The organism is Pseudomonas arvensis, from assembly GCF_056688935.1.
The window spans coordinates 3118580-3135158 of sequence record NZ_CP162038.1; the positions used below are offsets into that span (position 1 = coordinate 3118580).

The 16579-nt window shown below is 60.3% G+C and carries 15 protein-coding genes and 1 pseudogene; 10 read left to right on the forward strand and 6 right to left on the reverse strand.

All coding sequences use genetic code 11. The annotated features are described in order from the left end of the window. From AB3G88_RS13915 to AB3G88_RS13930, 4 genes and pseudogenes are all read left to right on the forward strand, one after another. Positions 1-3084: an efflux RND transporter permease subunit gene (locus AB3G88_RS13915; RefSeq protein WP_099583158.1), complete on the forward strand. Its 3084-nt coding sequence runs from the start codon at positions 1-3 to the stop codon at positions 3082-3084. Positions 3085-3194: 110 nt separating this feature from the next. After that, positions 3195-4124 (forward strand): annotated as a pseudogene (locus tag AB3G88_RS13920) (type IV secretion protein Rhs); the annotation flags it as partial. A gap of 43 nt (positions 4125-4167) precedes the next feature. After that, a complete protein-coding gene (locus tag AB3G88_RS13925) occupies positions 4168-4524 on the forward strand; it encodes a hypothetical protein (RefSeq protein ID WP_250925196.1) in 357 nt (118 codons plus the stop codon). 95 nt (positions 4525-4619) lie between these two features. After that, positions 4620-4967 carry a hypothetical protein gene (locus AB3G88_RS13930; RefSeq protein ID WP_480450223.1) on the forward strand — a complete coding sequence of 116 codons (348 nt, stop codon included), beginning with the start codon at positions 4620-4622 and terminating at the stop codon, positions 4965-4967. A 68-nt stretch (positions 4968-5035) separates the two neighbouring features. Here the strand turns inward: AB3G88_RS13930 and AB3G88_RS13935 are convergent, their stop codons facing one another. The 5 genes from AB3G88_RS13935 to AB3G88_RS13955 all read right to left on the reverse strand — a co-directional run bounded on the left by AB3G88_RS13935 (position 5036) and on the right by AB3G88_RS13955 (position 9241). Then, on the reverse strand, positions 5036-6265 hold the full coding sequence (locus tag AB3G88_RS13935) for a M20/M25/M40 family metallo-hydrolase (protein ID WP_480450225.1): 1230 nt from the start codon (positions 6263-6265) through the stop codon (positions 5036-5038). Positions 6266-6312: 47 nt separating this feature from the next. Continuing rightward, positions 6313-7371, reverse strand: a complete 1059-nt coding sequence (locus AB3G88_RS13940; RefSeq protein WP_480450228.1) for a diguanylate cyclase — start codon at positions 7369-7371, stop codon at positions 6313-6315. A 106-nt stretch (positions 7372-7477) separates the two neighbouring features. Further along, a complete protein-coding gene (locus tag AB3G88_RS13945; protein WP_099583162.1) occupies positions 7478-8110 on the reverse strand; it encodes a LysE family translocator in 633 nt (210 codons plus the stop codon). Between the two features lie 70 nt (positions 8111-8180). Beyond that, on the reverse strand, positions 8181-9050 hold the full coding sequence (locus AB3G88_RS13950; protein WP_099583163.1) for a sugar phosphate isomerase/epimerase family protein: 870 nt from the start codon (positions 9048-9050) through the stop codon (positions 8181-8183). 26 nt (positions 9051-9076) lie between these two features. Continuing rightward, entirely contained in the window at positions 9077-9241 is a 165-nt protein-coding gene (locus AB3G88_RS13955; RefSeq protein WP_016968943.1) for a rubredoxin, read from the reverse strand. Positions 9242-9399: 158 nt separating this feature from the next. Between AB3G88_RS13955 and AB3G88_RS13960 the strand changes: the two genes are divergently transcribed. From AB3G88_RS13960 to AB3G88_RS13985, 6 genes are all read left to right on the forward strand, one after another. After that, the gene (locus AB3G88_RS13960; protein WP_191958363.1) at positions 9400-10812 is read left to right on the forward strand and encodes an aminotransferase-like domain-containing protein; all 1413 of its coding nucleotides are present in this window, start codon (positions 9400-9402) and stop codon (positions 10810-10812) included. 344 nt (positions 10813-11156) lie between these two features. Then, the gene (locus tag AB3G88_RS13965; RefSeq protein ID WP_112195468.1) at positions 11157-12407 is read left to right on the forward strand and encodes a ribonucleotide-diphosphate reductase subunit beta; all 1251 of its coding nucleotides are present in this window, start codon (positions 11157-11159) and stop codon (positions 12405-12407) included. Positions 12408-12491: 84 nt separating this feature from the next. Then, the gene (locus AB3G88_RS13970) at positions 12492-12980 is read left to right on the forward strand and encodes a DUF1289 domain-containing protein (protein ID WP_099585267.1); all 489 of its coding nucleotides are present in this window, start codon (positions 12492-12494) and stop codon (positions 12978-12980) included. 50 nt (positions 12981-13030) lie between these two features. After that, positions 13031-13951, forward strand: a complete 921-nt coding sequence (locus AB3G88_RS13975) for a class I SAM-dependent methyltransferase (RefSeq protein WP_099585268.1) — start codon at positions 13031-13033, stop codon at positions 13949-13951. A 148-nt stretch (positions 13952-14099) separates the two neighbouring features. Continuing rightward, positions 14100-14816 carry a phosphatidylcholine synthase gene (gene pcsA, locus AB3G88_RS13980; RefSeq protein WP_099585269.1) on the forward strand — a complete coding sequence of 239 codons (717 nt, stop codon included), beginning with the start codon at positions 14100-14102 and terminating at the stop codon, positions 14814-14816. A gap of 180 nt (positions 14817-14996) precedes the next feature. Next, positions 14997-15776, forward strand: a complete 780-nt coding sequence (locus tag AB3G88_RS13985) for a TSUP family transporter (protein ID WP_480450233.1) — start codon at positions 14997-14999, stop codon at positions 15774-15776. Here AB3G88_RS13985 and nudC read toward each other — a convergent pair. Next, positions 15744-16577 carry an NAD(+) diphosphatase gene (gene nudC, locus AB3G88_RS13990; RefSeq protein WP_112195471.1) on the reverse strand — a complete coding sequence of 278 codons (834 nt, stop codon included), beginning with the start codon at positions 16575-16577 and terminating at the stop codon, positions 15744-15746. The genes AB3G88_RS13985 and nudC overlap by 33 nt on opposite strands. Between the last annotated feature and the right edge of the window lie 2 nt (positions 16578-16579).

The following is a 16579-nucleotide window of genomic DNA, read 5'->3' on the forward strand; positions in this document are numbered from 1 at the left end:
ATGCGCGGCATCAATCTCTCTGAACTGGCGGTCAAGCACCGCGCCGTCACGTTGTTCCTGATCATCGCGATCCTGGCCGCCGGGATTTTCTCGTTCGGCAAACTGGGGCGCGCCGAAGACCCGTCCTTCACCGTCAAGGTGATGACCATCACCGCCGCCTGGCCCGGCGCCACGGCCCAGGAAATGCAGGAACAAGTCGCCGACCGCCTGGAAAAACGCCTGCAGGAGCTGGACTACTACGACCGCGTCGAGACCATCGCCCAGCCGGGTTTTGTGTCGATGCGCATGACGTTCCTCGAATCCACCCGTCCCGGCGAGATCCAGGACCTGTTCTACCAGACCCGCAAAAAGCTCAGCGATGAAGCGTCGCGGCTGCCCAACGGGGTGATCGGGCCGTTCTTCAACGATGAATATTCCGATGTGTACTTTGCGCTGTACGCCCTGGAGGCCGAGCACCTGCCCCATCGCCAGCAAGTGCAGATGGCTGAGGAACTGCGCCAGGGCTTTCTTAATCTGCCGGGGGTGAAGAAGGTCAACATTCTGGGCGAACAGGCACAACGCATTTTTGTCGAGTTTTCCTACGAGCGTCTGGCGACTCTGGGCATCAAGCCCGACCAGATCTTCGCCGCCCTCGCCGCGCAAAACGCCGTGGCGCCGTCGGGCTTTGTGGAAACCGCAGGGGCCCGCGCCTATATCCGTATCGACGGGGCTTTCGACAGCCTGGCGCTGATTGAAAACGTGCCGCTGGAAGTCAACGGCCGGTTGCTGCGCATTGCCGATGTGGCGACCGTCAGCCGCGGTTATGAAGACCCGCCGAGCTACCGCATCCGCCATCAGGGCGACCCGGCGCTGATGCTCGGCGTGATCATGGAAAAACACTGGAACGGCCTGGAGCTGGACAAGCGTCTCAAGGCCGAGGAGGCACGGATCCACGCAGACCTGCCACTGGGGGTGAACTTCGCCAAGGTCTCCGACCAGGCGAAAAACATCAGCCTGGCGGTGAATGAATTCATGCTGAAATTCTTCGTTGCCCTGGCGGTGGTGATGATCATCAGCCTGTTGGCCCTCGGCTTTCGCGTCGGCCTGGTGGTGGCAGCTGCGGTGCCGCTGACGCTGTCCGTGGTGTTCGTGATCATGCTGGTGACGGGGCGAGAGTTCGACCGCGTCACCCTTGGCGCGCTGATCATTTCCCTCGGCCTCCTGGTGGACGACGCGATCATCGCCATCGAGATGATGGTGGTCAAACTCGAAGAAGGCTTTGACCGCATTCACGCCGCCACTTACGCCTGGAGCTCGACCGCCGCGCCAATGCTGACCGGCACCCTGGTGACCATCATCGGCTTCCTGCCGGTGGGGTTTGCGCGCTCGGGCGCCGGGGAGTACGCCGGCAATATCTTCTGGATTGTCGGCTTCGCGCTGATTTCATCGTGGCTGGTGGCGGTGGTGTTCACCCCGTACCTGGGGGTCAAGCTGCTGCCGAACATCAAACCGGTGCCCGGTGGCCACGACGCTATCTACGCCGGGCGCTACTACCAGAAACTGCGCGCCCTGGTGGAACTCTGCGTGCGCAGGCGCTGGCTGGTGACCGGGCTGGTGGTGGCGGCGTTTGTGCTGTGCGGGCTGGGCATGGGCGTCGTGAAGAAACAGTTCTTCCCCGACTCCGACCGGTCCGAATTGATTCTGGAGGTGTACATGCCGCCCGGCAGCGCCTTCAAAAGCACTGAGGCGGTGGCGGCGCAACTGGAGAAGGCGCTGCTGCAAGAACCGCAGACAAGCATGGTCGACACCTACGTGGGCGGCGGCGCGCCACGGTTTTTCCTGTCGTTGAACCCTGAGCTGCCCGACCCGGCTTTCGCCAAATTAATCGTGCAGACCCCGGACTCCCACGCCCGCGATGCCCTCAAACTGCGCATGCGCGAACGTATCGCGGCAGGCGAATTCCCGGCGGCGCGGGTGCGCGTCACGCAATTGCTGTTCGGTCCGCCGGTGCCCTTCCCGGTGGTATTTCGCGTGTCCGGCCCGAATCTGGACGTGCTGCGCGGGCTGTCCGAAGACGTACGCAACGTCGTCGCCGCCAACCCACTGACCAAAGATGCCTTCCTTGATTGGGGCGAGCGCACCAGCGGTTATCGCCTGGTGCTCGATCAAGACCGCCTGCGCCTGCTGGGTTTCACCCCCAATGAAGTCAAATCCCAGCTCAACGCCCTGCTCAGCGGCAATCCGATCACCGAGGTGCGTGAAGGTAATCGCACCGTGTCCGTCGTGGCCCGCGCCCAGGGCAACCAACGCGAGAACCTCGGCAACCTCAACAACATGACCCTGACCAACAGCGCTGGCACCTCAGTGCCCCTGGCCCAGGTCGGGCATTTCCAGGCGGTGATGGAAGAGCCGATCCTCAAGCGCCGCAACCGCGCGACCACCGTGGAAGTGCGCGCCGACATCATCGACGGCGTGCAACCGCCCGACGTGGAAATGGCCGTGTACAAAGACCTGCAACCGCTGATCGCCAAGCTGCCGGCGGGCTACACGCTCGACATCGGCGGCCCGGTGGAAGAAAGCGCCAAGGCCAACGTCGCCCTGGCCGCGCTGTTCCCGATCATGATCCTGCTGACCCTCAGCGTGATCATGTTCCAGGTGCGCTCCTTCGGCGTGATGTTCATGGTTTTCGCCACCGCGCCCTTGGGCTTGATCGGCGCGGTGCCGACGCTGTTGCTGTTCAACCAGCCGTTTGGGTTCAACGCGATACTGGGGCTGATCGGCATCGGCGGCATTCTGATGCGCAACACACTGATCTTCACCGACCAGATTCGCCAGAACCAGGAACAGGGCATGGCGATACGCGAGGCCATCGTCGAAGCCACGGTGCGGCGAGCCAGGCCGGTGATCTTGACCGCGTTGGCAGCGGCGCTGGCGTTTATTCCGCTGACGTTGTCGGTGTTCTGGTCGTCCCTGGCCTATGTGCTGATCGGTGGAGTGCTGGTGGGCACGCTGTTGACGCTGTTGTTCTTGCCGGCGCTGTGCAGTCTGGTGCTGGGGCGCGAGAAGACAAAAGCTGTCGAAGCTTCCCACGTGAACGCCGGATAAGCTCTACAACTTCCCCCTGAAAACCTCTGCAAAGTCCTTCGCCTGATCACACAGTGCGAAGGATTGCAGATGGTTTTTTTCGTTAAGGCCCTGGTTGACGGGGCTGCCTCTTGATTCCCGTTATCGCCAGCCTTGTCCTGGCCCCCATGGATCCCAAGGCGCCGGATAGTGAGCGCGTCTTCGGTGATTTTCGCGATTGCCTGAACACCTTTGATGCCTGGGCCGAAAGCTTCTGGAGCGGTTCGGCACTGGAGGTGGAACAGGTCTTCAAGGTGGGAGACGAGGTAGAGCTGGTCACGCCGGTTTCGTCCAAGACACCCAGTAAAACCGTCGCCATGTGCAGTGCCCAGGGCTCGCTGACCCTGGTGCATATGTTCGAAAGCACCCGCTTTGTACCTATGGGCAATACGCCAGTGATGCTCCAAGCCGTTGCGGCGGATGGCAGCCCGATGGGCGCGCCGCTGCATCGGACCATCGGCCCCGGCGGCATCCTCGAAATCACCGAGTGTGATCGCAATCAGCCGTACCAAATCACCTTCTACCCCACTGTTTCCCAGGATCACATCAAGGCGCTGTATGCGTCTTATCAGTCGGTGATTGCGGGGCTAGAAGGTCGGCTGCGGGAAGAGTGGACGGCGACTTTCCAACCCCAATGGAAGGACTTTGCCAGCGCCAGCTCTTTGCAACGCAGCGCGATGCAGGGCGTGGCGTTTTCCACCGGGATGGCCAAGGCGCTCTACAGCCTGTGGGACAACATTTCCCAGCTGTACGACCTGCTGGCGGATCTCAAGGCCAACAGCCAGAAGTTGTTGGCGTACCTCTCTCAGGCTGAGCTTGATGAACTGCTGAAGCTGGGCAGCGACGCGATTGCCAAGGGTTTGTTGGTGCTTAGCGATGAGCCGCTGTTGTTCATTTATGTCTCGGCGATCGTCAGTTGGATACGCCTGCTGCCACCGCCGGAGATGTATGAATTACTGGGCGAGATCACCGGTGAAGTGCTGATCAACCTGCTGCTGATGTGGGCGACGGCCGGGACGGGTGATACAGACGGCAGCCCAATTACCGCCTATACGGAATATTGAAATGAAATACCACCCTAAACTTTCGATCTTGCGTAGCCTGCTATTCACCTACAGCATCGAAAATTTCGACGACCCCGAAAGAGAGATCTTTATCGCATCAAAAAATATAAATGACGACAAAGAACTCGCCGACCTATTTGACGAACTTACCAAACCTGAATTCATCAAATATACAAGAGAGGAAAGAGAGTGGCACATCAACACCATTCAAAATTCCTTAAGCGCAGACGAAAAATTTGAGTCTGTCTTTTATCTTTTTGACACTTACTTTAATGATGAAATAACTGACAAAAGGCAGTTTATGAAAATCCTTCTAGACTGCCTTTGCAGATATAACGTCGAAATCATAGATAATTAATTTAGAAGCTTTAGATAGCTAGAGCTGCTCATCACAAAGGTCACTCAGCAAATGAAACTCAAAAATACAAAAGCTGCTTGCACCGGCTTATAAATATGCAAAACAAACCAAGCTTGGAAATAATTCGCGGCTTGCTATTTACCTATGATATCGAAAACACGGACGACTTGGAGAGAGAAGCCTTAATCTCTTCAAAAAACATAAATAATGAAAAAGAACTTATTGAATTATTCAACAAGCTGACCAAACCAGAATTTTTAAATCACACAAAGCCCGAACAAGACTGGTTCATTGACTCAATAGAATACTTCTTAACGATCAACGACAACTTCGACGCTGTCTTTAAAAAAATGGCGACCTACTTCAGCGAAGATGTAGCTGATCAGCGGGCATTCATGCAAACCCTTCTTAATACTCTGAAGCATTACACCGACAATCCTTGATGGCTAACCCACCAAGTGGTGAGCAGGCTTGTCCTGCTCACCACAAAGCCACACTGCGTACCGTCAATTCACCGCTTCGCCAACTCCATAATCATCCGACTCAACAGATAAACCCGAGGCACCACACTCTCCACCTCCGCATATTCCTCGGCCGTGTGAATATTCCCACCCACAATCCCGAAACCATCCAACGTCGGCGTCCCCACTCCGGCCGACAAACTCGCATCCGCCGCGCCGCCGCTGCCTTCGATGGTCAGCTTCTTGCCCAATTCCCCATAGATCCCTTGGGCAATCGCTACCAATTTGTCCGACTCCGCCGTCTGCGGCATTGGCGGCAGGCCGCGTTTGAGGGTGGTGGTCACGTCGGTTTCCGGGATCAGCTTGTTGGCTGAAACCCGCACCAGGTCTTTCTCGATCCGATCAAACTCTTCCGGCAAGGCTGCGCGGACATCCGCCTTGGCGGTGGCTTGGTCTGGAATCACGTTGGTGCGGTCACCGGCATTGATCACCGTGAAGTTGATGGTGGTTTTCTTCTCTTCATCACCCAGCTTGCCCAGTTGCAGGATCTGGTGCGCGGCTTCCATGGCGGCGTTGCGGCCCAGTTCCGGGGCGACGCCCGCGTGGGCGGCTTTGCCTTTGACTTCGACCACGGCGGTGGCGCTGCCTTTGCGCCATACCACCAGGCCGTCGGCGGGGCGGCCGGGTTCGAGGTTGAGGGTGACGTCGTGGGCCTTGGCGGTGGTGCGGATCAGCTCGGAGGCGATGTCGGAGTCGGTTTCTTCGCTGGCGTCGAGCAGGAAGGTGATTTGCGCGTAGTCCTTGAAGCCTTGGTTTTTCAAGACTTTGAGTGCGTAGATGCCTGCGACGATGCCGCCCTTGTCATCCATCACGCCGGGGCCATAGGCGCGGCCGTCCTTGATGTGAAACGGGCGTTCTGCAGCCGAGCCTTCCTTGAACACGGTGTCCATGTGGGCCATCAGCAGGATCTTGGCCTTGCCGGTGCCCTTGAGGGTGGCAATCACATGGTTGCTGTTGGCGGCAGCGTCCGGCACGCGTTCGATGCTGAAGCCCAACTGTTTCAACTCATCCACGGCGATGTCGCTGACCTGGTTCAGGCCCGGCCCGTAGCCGGAACCGGAGTCGATATTCACCAGGCGCTCCAGCAGTTTCAGGGCCTCGGCCTTGTACTGCTGGGCATCCGCCTGGATCTGCGGGTGGAGTTCGGCGCTGTAGGCCGGGAGTGCGAAGGACAAGGCCAGCGTGGCGGCCAGGAGCGTACGGGGGAAGGTGAAGAGCATAAACCGGTCCTTGTTTTTTGTTGGGGGGGCCGCCACACCCTACCCCACTAAACGGACCGCAACCAACTCCCGTGCACCGCGCTGACACGGTTGCGCCCGCTGCTCTTGGCTTCATACAGCGCCAGGTCGGCATCATTGAGCCAACCGGTGGAATCGGCATGTTCGGGTCGATACGGCGCCAGGCCGATGCTTAAGCTGGCGCGTAACGTCGGGTCCTGGGCGTATGCCAGGGCATTGAAGCGGTCACGCAGTGCGTCCATGACTTCCGTGGCCCGGTTGAGCGGCATGCCCGGCAGGATCACGCAGAACTCGTCGCCGCCGTAGCGTCCGGCCAGGTCGGTGGCGCGCAGGTTCTGGCGCAGTATTTTACCGAGTTGGCGCAGGACGATATCGCCGGTGACGTGGCCGTAGGTGTCGTTGATGGTCTTGAAATGGTCGATGTCGATCAGCGCAATCGCAGCGCCCTGCTGCTCGCGGCGGCAGCGTTGGAATTCAATCTCCAGGTGATCTTTCCAGGCGCCATGGTTGAGCAGGCCGGTCAGGCTGTCGGTGCGGCTCAAGGCGAGTAATTCACGTTTGTGCCGGGCCAGGTTCAGGGCCTGGCGGTAGCAGATCCAGCCAAGCGCCAGGGGATACAGCATCAGGATCGGCAGGCATGCGTAGAGTTGGCCCTGGGTGGTGGTGGCGACAAAGGCCGGCGCGAAGATCAGCAGCGAGGCGCCGATGCCCAGCGCCTGCGCCAACCACCCCGCCAGCATCAGGCGGGGGCCGCCGAGGGCCACGTTGTTCATGGTCATCATCGACAGTGTGGTGACGCTGGGCAGTGGATTGAAGTGCATGGCACCGACCCAGAAACCGCCGCAGAACGAATCGAACAACAGGTTGCCGCGCTCAGTGCGCAGCGTGTTGGCGGTTCGCAAGGAAAGTTGGAACGCCAGATGGGGCCAGACAAACGCGTTGATCAGCATCCACGCCCACACCCAGGGCGACGGGTGCAGCGGGTACATGCCAAAGACCACACACACCAGACCGAGCGTCAGCCCCAGGGTGCGGGATTTGTACAAACGAATAGCGAGCGGAAGTCCTTTTCCTCCGGCGGCTGGCATGGTCGAGGGTAATCCTGGATGAATGCCTGGAGTCTATCAGGGCGCCAGCAATTCGCCACTACCACTCATAAGCTCATCACCCGCGCAAATGCCCGATCCAAAGCGCTCAGTGGGAAAAACCCCGGGCCAGCATCAACGCTACGCCCAACAGCAGCACTGCCGTGACCCGCTGCAACAGCACGCGGCGCTTGGGGTTTTCCAGGACGTGCTTGATGCGCTGGCCGAAGTAGCAATACAGGCAGCCACTGGCAAATTGCAGCAACAGGAACGTCGCGCCGAGGATGGCGATATCCGCCGCCGAGCTGTGCTCCCCTGCCCCGGCAAACTGCGGGAACACGGCGCTGAACATGATGATGGTCTTGGGGTTGGAAAACCCGGTCAGCAGCCCTTTGCCGAACAGGCTGCGCGAGCCCTCCACGGCGCCGGCCTTGCCGATGGCCACGCCGCTGCTGGTCCACTGTTTGTAGGCCAGGTAGAGAATGTAGGCCACGCCGACAAACTGGATAGTCTGGGTGATCGCGAGGTTGCCCTTGATCAGCTCCGAGAAGCCCACGGCGAAGATCAGGATCGAAATCAGGTACGACACGCTGGCGCCGATCTGCGCCGGGATCGAGCTGCGCAAACCGTCCTTCAAGCCCAGGCTCAGCAGCAGCAGGGTCATGGGGCCGGGGCTGAAGGTCATGGTGGCGCAGAACAGCAGGAAATAGAGAAACGAAGACAGGGTTAACGCAGTGGTCATGGGCCAGGGCCTTCAATAAGTAGAAACGACAGCCGTGGGACGGGCACACCGGCGCCCGCCCCGGCTTCCATCAAGCGACAGCGATCTCGGTGGCCAGGGATTCGCGGTACATCACCGCCAGCTCACCGAGGGCCGCTTTGGCCGTCTGGTTGCGGGTTTCGAAGGCCACCAGGCCTTTCCAGTTGGTTTCGACGATGGCCTGCATCACGTCGGCGTAGTCGCAGTTGCCGTCATGAATGCCGAAGTGCTGGTCCTGCACGCCATTGTTGTTGCTGAAGGAAATGCCCTTGATCAGGTGGTGATACTTGCGCACCACCTCGGCCGGCAGGCCGTCTTCGATATTGGCGTGGCCGGCGTCGAGGAAGAAGTACACGTTGCTGTGGGCCTGCAGACGCTCGAACACAAAGGCGTATTCCGCTTCATGGGTGAAGATGTAGTGGAACGGCCGGTAGTTGACGTAGTTCGACAGGTTTTCCAGGTAGATGTCCACGCCCTTGGCCTCGGCGTAACGCGCCAGTTCCTGCACCGACTTGAGGTAGTGCTCCAGGGCGACTTTCTTGGCCATCAGCACCATTTTTGGTTCGACGATGCAGCCCCCGTGGATGATCAACGGCGCGCCCAGGCGGCTGGCAATGTCGACTTCCTTTTTCACATACGCCACGGCGGCCACGCGAAAGGCTTCGACGTCACTGCCCAGCGGCGCCTTGAAGTTGCCGTGGTAGACGGGCTTCACACCGGTGGCCGCGATCTGCGCCTGCAGGCTGGCGATGCGCTCATCGGTCCAGTCATCGACCATTTCGCCGAACAGGCTGCCGTCGATATACCAATGGGTGCAGCCGCCTTCGATGGCGGTGTCCAGGCCCTTCTCGGCGGCGAGGTATTTCTGGTGGGCCACACCGGTACAGAACGGTACGGCGGCGTTGATCAGGTTACTTTCCATGAAGCGATTCCTTTCGTGATGGAGGGTTACAGTTCAATGGCCATGAAATCGGCCTTGGTCACGCCGCAATCCGGGCATGTCCAGTCTTCCGGCACCTCTTCCCAAGGGGTGCCGGCCGGGATTCCGTCTTCAGGAATGCCCAATTCTTCTACGTACATAAATCCGCAGGGCGCACACATATAAGTCTTCATGAGAATGCGAAATCCATGGCTCGCTGGTAGGAAAGTTCGCCAATTCCAGGCGAGATGGCGCGCAGTCTAGGGGAGCGGCATTGCACAAGGCAGGTGAAGTAATGCCTAATCCGGCCTAACTTCACCGGTAAAATCACCAGTAAACACAAGGAAGGTTTATGTTCGTATCCGCCATCGCCTTTGTGGACGGCACGCCGAAGGTGCAACAGATCGTCGAGGCGTTCAGCCAGGCCATCGAGAACGGCGAATGGGCGCCTGGCAGCAAGTTGCCGTCGGTGCGCGAATTGACCCAGACCCTGGGCGTGAGCAAGTTCACCCTCAATGAAGCCCTGGACCGCCTGCGCGGGCGCCACCTGCTCACCTCCAGCCAGGGCCGTGGCTACTTTGTGGCGATGGACAGCGCACGCCCGGCCTCGGTGGCGTGGGTCGACCTGCTGCCCCAGGATCTGCTCAGCGTCTTGCGTCGGCCCCTGGTCACTGCCAGCGGCGAACTGCGCCCCGGCGGCGGCCACCTGCCGGAAGAATGGCTGGACGCCGACGCCATCCGCCAAGCCATGCGCAGCGTGGTGCGTGCGCCGTCGCTGCGCATCGCCGGGCTGGGCACGCCGGCCGGCTTGCTGCCGTTGCGCCAGGCCCTGCAACAGAAGCTGCACGGCGAAGGGTTGTCGGTGCCGGTGGAGCAGATCATCACCACCCCCAATACCGTGCAGGGCCTGGACATGCTGATGCGCCTGCTCGCCCGTCCCGGCGATACGGTGCTGCTTGACGCGCCGTGCTACTTCAACTTCCACGCCAACCTGGCGCTGCATGGCGTCAAGGTGGTGACCATCCAGCGCCGTCCCGATGGCTTCGATTTCGTCGCCCTCGAACAGCTATTGGCCGAACACCGCCCCAGCCTCTATCTCACCACCAGCGTGCTGCATAACCCCACCGGCCATTCCTTCAGCCCCAGCCAGGCGTTTCGGCTGCTGCAACTGACCCAGCAGTACCACTGCCATATCGTCGAGGATGACCTCTACGGTGACCTTCATCCCAACCCGCCACCGCGTCTGGCGGCCGTGGCCGGTCTGGATCAGGTCACCTACCTGTCGGGCTTTTCCAAGATTCTGAGCGCCAACACCCGCGTCAGCTTTGTGGTGGCCGCGCCGCAACTGGCGGCCAACCTGACCAATATGAAGTTGATGAGCGGCGGCGTGACCTCGGAGCTGTTCGAGCAGATCGTCTACCGCATGCTCAGTGAAGGCAGCTACGCCAAGCACCGCAAGCGCATGGTCCAGCGCTTGATGGAGGCCGGTGGGCGCGTCGAGCAATGGCTCAAGCGCTGCGGCTGTGAGTTGCCGATGGCGTATGACGGCGGGATGTTTATCTGGGCGCGCCTGCCTGCGGGGGTCAATGGCGAGCTGTTGGCCCAGGAGGCTTTGAAACGCAGCATGGTGCTGGCGCCGGGCGCGCTGTTCGGCTACGACCCGGCCCATCGTGATTCGATGCGTTTTAATGTGGCCCATACCGATGAGCCGCGGGTGCAGCGGGTGTTTGAAGCGCTGTTGCTCAAGGCGGTGCGCGCGCCTTAGCGGCGATGGGCCAGGGATCGCACGTGGGACATCGGCGGCTCGCTCCTTGAACAGAATCTGTTAGAAGCGTCCAAGCTAAACAATCTAAAAAACCGCCAATAAATATCTTTTTAGAATTAGCTTAGGCGCGGGTCTCTGCGACAGTTGCGCTCTTCTTGTTCGTTGACCAACCGTGTGACACCCCATATAGTGTGCCCACAAACAAAACAGACCACTACATAGTGTGCAGTATCGGTATTTACCGACCACACTATGCGCACTATTTCAATGCCTGACAGCCTGCAAATCGCATATTTTTGGACGGGTTCTCATGCCGTCAAACCAGAACAGAAGGGAGTATTTCAATGCTGAGTTGGGATGAAGTCGACAACGAGGACACCGGTGCAGCGGTGATCAAGGGCGCCAACGCCGGCCATGCCAGCGAAGCCAACATGGACCGCCTCGACGGTGCCGGCGCTGCCGCCGCGCTGGAAGCACGCCACGTGACCGCCAACGACTCCGCCGCCATCGTGCGCGCCAAGGCCGCCCTGGACAAACTCGACGTCGCCGAAGGCCTCGCCGAACTCGAAGGCTCCGCCGCCCGCGTCGCCGTTGACGAAAAGCGCATGATCAACTGCCGCGCCGACCTCAACCAACTCGTACCCTTCAAGTACGACTGGGCCTGGCAGAAGTACCTCGACGGCTGCGCCAACCACTGGATGCCGCAAGAGGTCAACATGACCGCCGACATCGCCCTGTGGAAAAACCCCGAAGGCCTGACCGACGACGAGCGTCGCATCGTCATGCGCAACCTGGGCTTCTTCTCCACCGCCGACTCCCTGGTTGCCAACAACCTCGTGCTGGCCGTATACCGCCTGATCACCAACCCGGAGTGCCGCCAGTACATCCTGCGCCAGGCCTTCGAAGAAGCGATCCACACCCACGCCTACCAGTACTGCATCGAATCGCTGGCCATGGATGAAGGCGAGATCTTCAACATGTACCACGAGATCCCATCGGTCGCCAAAAAGGCAGCCTGGGGCCTGAAGTACACCCGCTCCATCTCCGACCCGAAGTTCGAAACCGGCACCGTCGAGACCGACAAAGAGCTGCTGCGCAACCTGGTCGCCTACTACTGCGTCCTGGAAGGCATCTTCTTCTATTGCGGCTTCACCCAGATCCTGTCCATGGGCCGCCGCAACAAAATGACCGGCGTGGCGGAACAGTTCCAGTACATCCTGCGTGACGAGTCGATGCACCTGAACTTCGGTATCGACGTGATCAACCAGATCAAAATCGAAAACCCACACTTGTGGGATGCCGAGATGAAGGAAGAAGCGACCCAGATGATCCTGCAAGGGACTCAGTTGGAGATCGAATACGCGCGCGACACCATGCCTCGCGGTGTGTTGGGCATGAACGCGGCGATGATGGAGGACTACCTCAAGTTCATCGCGAACCGTCGTCTGTCGCAGATTGGGTTGAAGGAAGAGTATCCGGGGACGACGAATCCGTTCCCTTGGATGAGCGAGATTATGGACTTGAAGAAAGAGAAGAATTTCTTTGAGACTCGCGTGATTGAGTACCAGACCGGCGGCGCTCTGAGCTGGGATTGATTCAACACTGACCAAAAATGTGGGAGGGGGCAAGCCCCTCCCACATTGGTTATCGGTGCTCCATCGACTTACAAACACTCTCTTATGCCCAACCAAACCATCAAGACCCCTTGCGTCGGCCTCTGCTCCACCGTTTACGGCGATCTGGTCTGCCGCGGCTGCAAGCGTTATCACCATGAAGTCATCCAGTGGAATGGCTACAACGCCGAGGAAAAACAGGCGGTGTGGCTGCGCCTTGAGCAATTGCTGGTGCAGGTGATGGCCAGCAAGCTGGAGGTGTTTGATCCACTGCGTCTGCGCCAGCAGTTGGAAGACCGCAAGATCCGCTTTATGCCGCACCAATCCCCCTACTGCTGGGCCTACCAGTTGATCGCACGGGGTGCGCGGGTGATATCCAGGCTGGACGCGTATGGGCTGGCGTTATTGCCGGAGTTTCGTGAGCGCCACCTGGCGGATCTGCGCGATGCAATCGACCGCGAGTTTTTCCTGCTGTCCGAGGCGCATTACGAGCGGTATATCGCGCCGGGGTTTATCCGCGAGGCATTTGGCCCGCCGTTGATCGCTGCCTTTTAACCCTTCAATTGTGGTTAAAATGCCGCCCGCTCAACGACCGACGCTCAACGATGACCCCAGACGCACTCGCCACCCTGCACGCCCACCTGCTCAATGCCCTGGCCACTGTGCCTGCTGAAACCCGGCGCCTGTTCCACGGCCGTGGCCGTTGCTGGCCGGGTCTGGAGCAACTGACGGTGGACTGGCTGCAGGGCGTGGTGCTGGTGGCCTTGTTCAAGGAAACCGAACACCTGGACGCCCTGAAGGCGCAACTGTTGCAGATCGACTGGGCCGGATTCGGCGCCCACACCGTCGCCCTGCAACACCGCTACCTGCCGCAAAGCACCACCGAATGGCTGCTGGGCGAGCCCATCGACGAATTGACCATCACCGAAGGCGGCCTGCGTTACCTGATCGACCTGGGTAAAAAGCAGAACAGCGGGCTGTTCCTCGATATGCGCTACGGCCGCAACTGGGTGCGCGAACAGGCCGAGGGCCAGCGCGTGCTCAACCTGTTTGCCTACACCTGCGGGTTCTCGGTAGCCGCCATCGAAGGCGGCGCCGACCATGTAGTCAACCTCGACATGGCCCGTGGCGCCCTCAGCCGTGGCCGCGACAACCATCGCCTGAATGGTCATGACCTGAGCAAAGTGACCTTCCTGGGCCACGACCTGTTCAAGTCCTGGGCCAAGGTCACCAACAGCGGCCCCTATGACTTGGTGATCATTGATCCGCCGTCCTTCCAGAAAGGCAGCTTCCTGCTGACCAAGGACTACCAGCGCGTATTGCGTCGCCTGCCGGACTTACTCACGGCGCAGGGCACGGTGCTCGCTTGCATGAACGACCCGGCCTTTGGCGAAGACTTCCTGATCGACGGCGTTACCCGCGAGGCGCCGGGCCTGCGCTTTGTGGAACGCCTGCAAAACCCACCTGAATTTCCGGATATCGACGTGCAAAGTGGCCTGAAGGCCTTGGTGTTCCGTCAAGGCTGATGCCGAAACGTCCTACGCTTGCTACGCTAAGTGATACGCCGGGCGGTGAACCTTATGACCCCCTTCCCGGTCGATACCTGCATTCCCCGGCCAGACTCGACGGCGTCACGTTGTCGGCTGCCCCGTTTGACCTTTTGGAGAACCGCCCGTGATATCGACCCTGCATGTAGCCAGAATCAAAGCCTGGGGCGCCCACGGCTTCACCGCCACCGGTGTGGTGCTGGCCTTCCTGGCCACCCTGGCGCTGCTGGAGAACTCACCCAAGGCCTGCCTGTTGTGGCTGGGCCTGGCGCTGGTGGTGGACGGCGTCGACGGTTCCCTGGCGCGCCGGGTCAATGTCAGCACGGTACTGCCCAGCTTTGACGGCTCGGTGCTGGACCTGGTGATCGACTACCTCACCTACGTGTTCATTCCGGCACTGTTTATCTACCGCTACATCGACCTGCCGGAGTTTACCCACCTGTTTACCGTGTCGGTGATCCTGGTCTCGTCGCTGTTCTGCTTCTGCAACGTCAACATGAAGAGCAAGGACAACTACTTCGTCGGCTTCCCCGCCGCCTGGAACGTGGTTGCCTTGTGCGTGTACATCATCCAGCCGGACGCCTGGGTGACCCTGCTCACCGTGATCGGCCTGGCGCTGCTGACCGTGACGCCGATGAAGTTTCTGCACCCGTTCCGGGTCAAGCGCTTCATGCCGATCAATATCGCCGTGACCACCATCTGGTTGCTGTGCAGCTTCTTGATGGTGGTGGATTACCCGAACACCAACCCGTGGACGTTTGGGTTGTGGTCCGTGATGTCGGCGTATTTCCTGGGGATTTGCATCTGGCGCACGGCGCTGGAGTGGCTGGGTACCCACAAATAACCCAGCGGTCACGGTTAACAATGTGGGAGGGGGCTTGCCCCCGATGGCGGTGGTTCAGTTAGACACAAGCTGACTGATACACCGCTATCGGGGGCAAGCCCCCTCCCACATTTGGATCTCCTTACATTCGGAAGGTAAGATGGCGACCCTCAGCAGTCCCGCCAACAATAAGCCCTGCCCATGCCCTTCGAACTCAGCGTTGACCTCACCACCCTCGCCATTCTCGCCGTCGTGGCCTTTGTCGCCGGTTTTATCGACGCCATCGCCGGCGGCGGCGGCCTGCTCACCACGCCCGCCCTGCTCACCGCCGGCATGCCACCGCACTTGGTATTGGGCACCAACAAACTCAGTTCCACCTTCGGCTCGGCCACCGCCAGCTTTACCTTCTACCGCCGCAAGCTGTTCCACCCGCGCCAGTGGGTGCACGCCATCGTCGGTACGCTGATCGGTGCGTTGACCGGTGCAGTGGTCGCCCATTACCTGCCCGCCGAAACCCTGAACAAGATGCTCCCGGTGATCGTCTTCGGCTGTGGCCTGTACCTGTTGTTTGGCGGTACGCCCAAGGCAGCATTGGATAACGACGCGCCGATCAAGAAGAAGTGGCAGTCCACCCAAGGCTTTGGCCTAGGTTTTTACGACGGCGTGGCCGGCCCCGGTACGGGCGCGTTCTGGACCGTCAGCACCATGCTGCTGCACCCCATCGACCTGGTGAAGGCCAGCGGCGTGGCGCGCAGCATGAACTTCGTCAGCAACGCGGCGGCGCTGTCGGTGTTTATCTTCAACGGCTCGGTGGACTGGATCGTCGGCCTGGCGATGGGCGTCTCGGTGATGTGTGGCGCGTTCTTTGGCGCACGCAGCGCGATCAGCGGCGGCGCCAAATTCATTCGGCCGGTGTTTATCACCGTGGTCCTCGGCCTGACGGTGCGCCTAGCCTGGCAGCACTGGTTCAGCGTGCCCTAGGCGACGGGCCAGGTAGAGGTCGATCAGGTAGCGCGCAATCGAGCGTGACGCCGGCAACGGCGGCAGGTCGTGGATGTTGAACCACTGCGCGTCTTCGATCTCGTCGGCCTGGGGCACGATATCGCCACCGGCGTACTCGGCGTGAAAGCCCAGCATCATCGAATGGGGGAACGGCCAGCACTGGCTGCCCATGTACTGGATGTTCTTGACCTCCACCTGCACTTCTTCGCGCACCTCGCGGATCAGGCAGTCCTCGGCCGATTCCCCCGGCTCGGCAAACCCCGCCAACGTGCTGTACACGCCTGTCACAAAACGCGGCGAACGGGCCAGCAGGATCTCGTCGCCACGGGTCACCAGCACGATCATGCTCGGCGAAATCCTGGGGTAGCTGCGCAGGTCGCACGCCTGGCAGAACATCGCCCGCTCCCGTGGCACCTGGACCATGGCCTGGCCGCAACTGCCGCAAAACCGATGCTCCCGCGCCCACGTACCGATCTGAGCGGCGTATCCGAGCACTTTGTAGAGTGTGTGATCACCTTGCAGCATGAAGCCGCGCAGGCCTTGCCAGCTGCAACCTGGCACGTCAGCGGTGGCGTCGAGTTCCAGCAAATACACCGGCTCACCGTCGAGGTGGCCGATGCCGTGCTCGGCTAACACCACCAAGTCCTGGCGCTTGAGCCATTCGCGAGGGAACAGCGGGCCGTTGGGGTCATGCAAAAAGCCGTCGCGGCTGCGGGCGACGGCCCAGCCGCCGGGGGTGTCGTTGTCCAGCAGCGTTGTGGTAATCCAGCCTTGGGTCATGT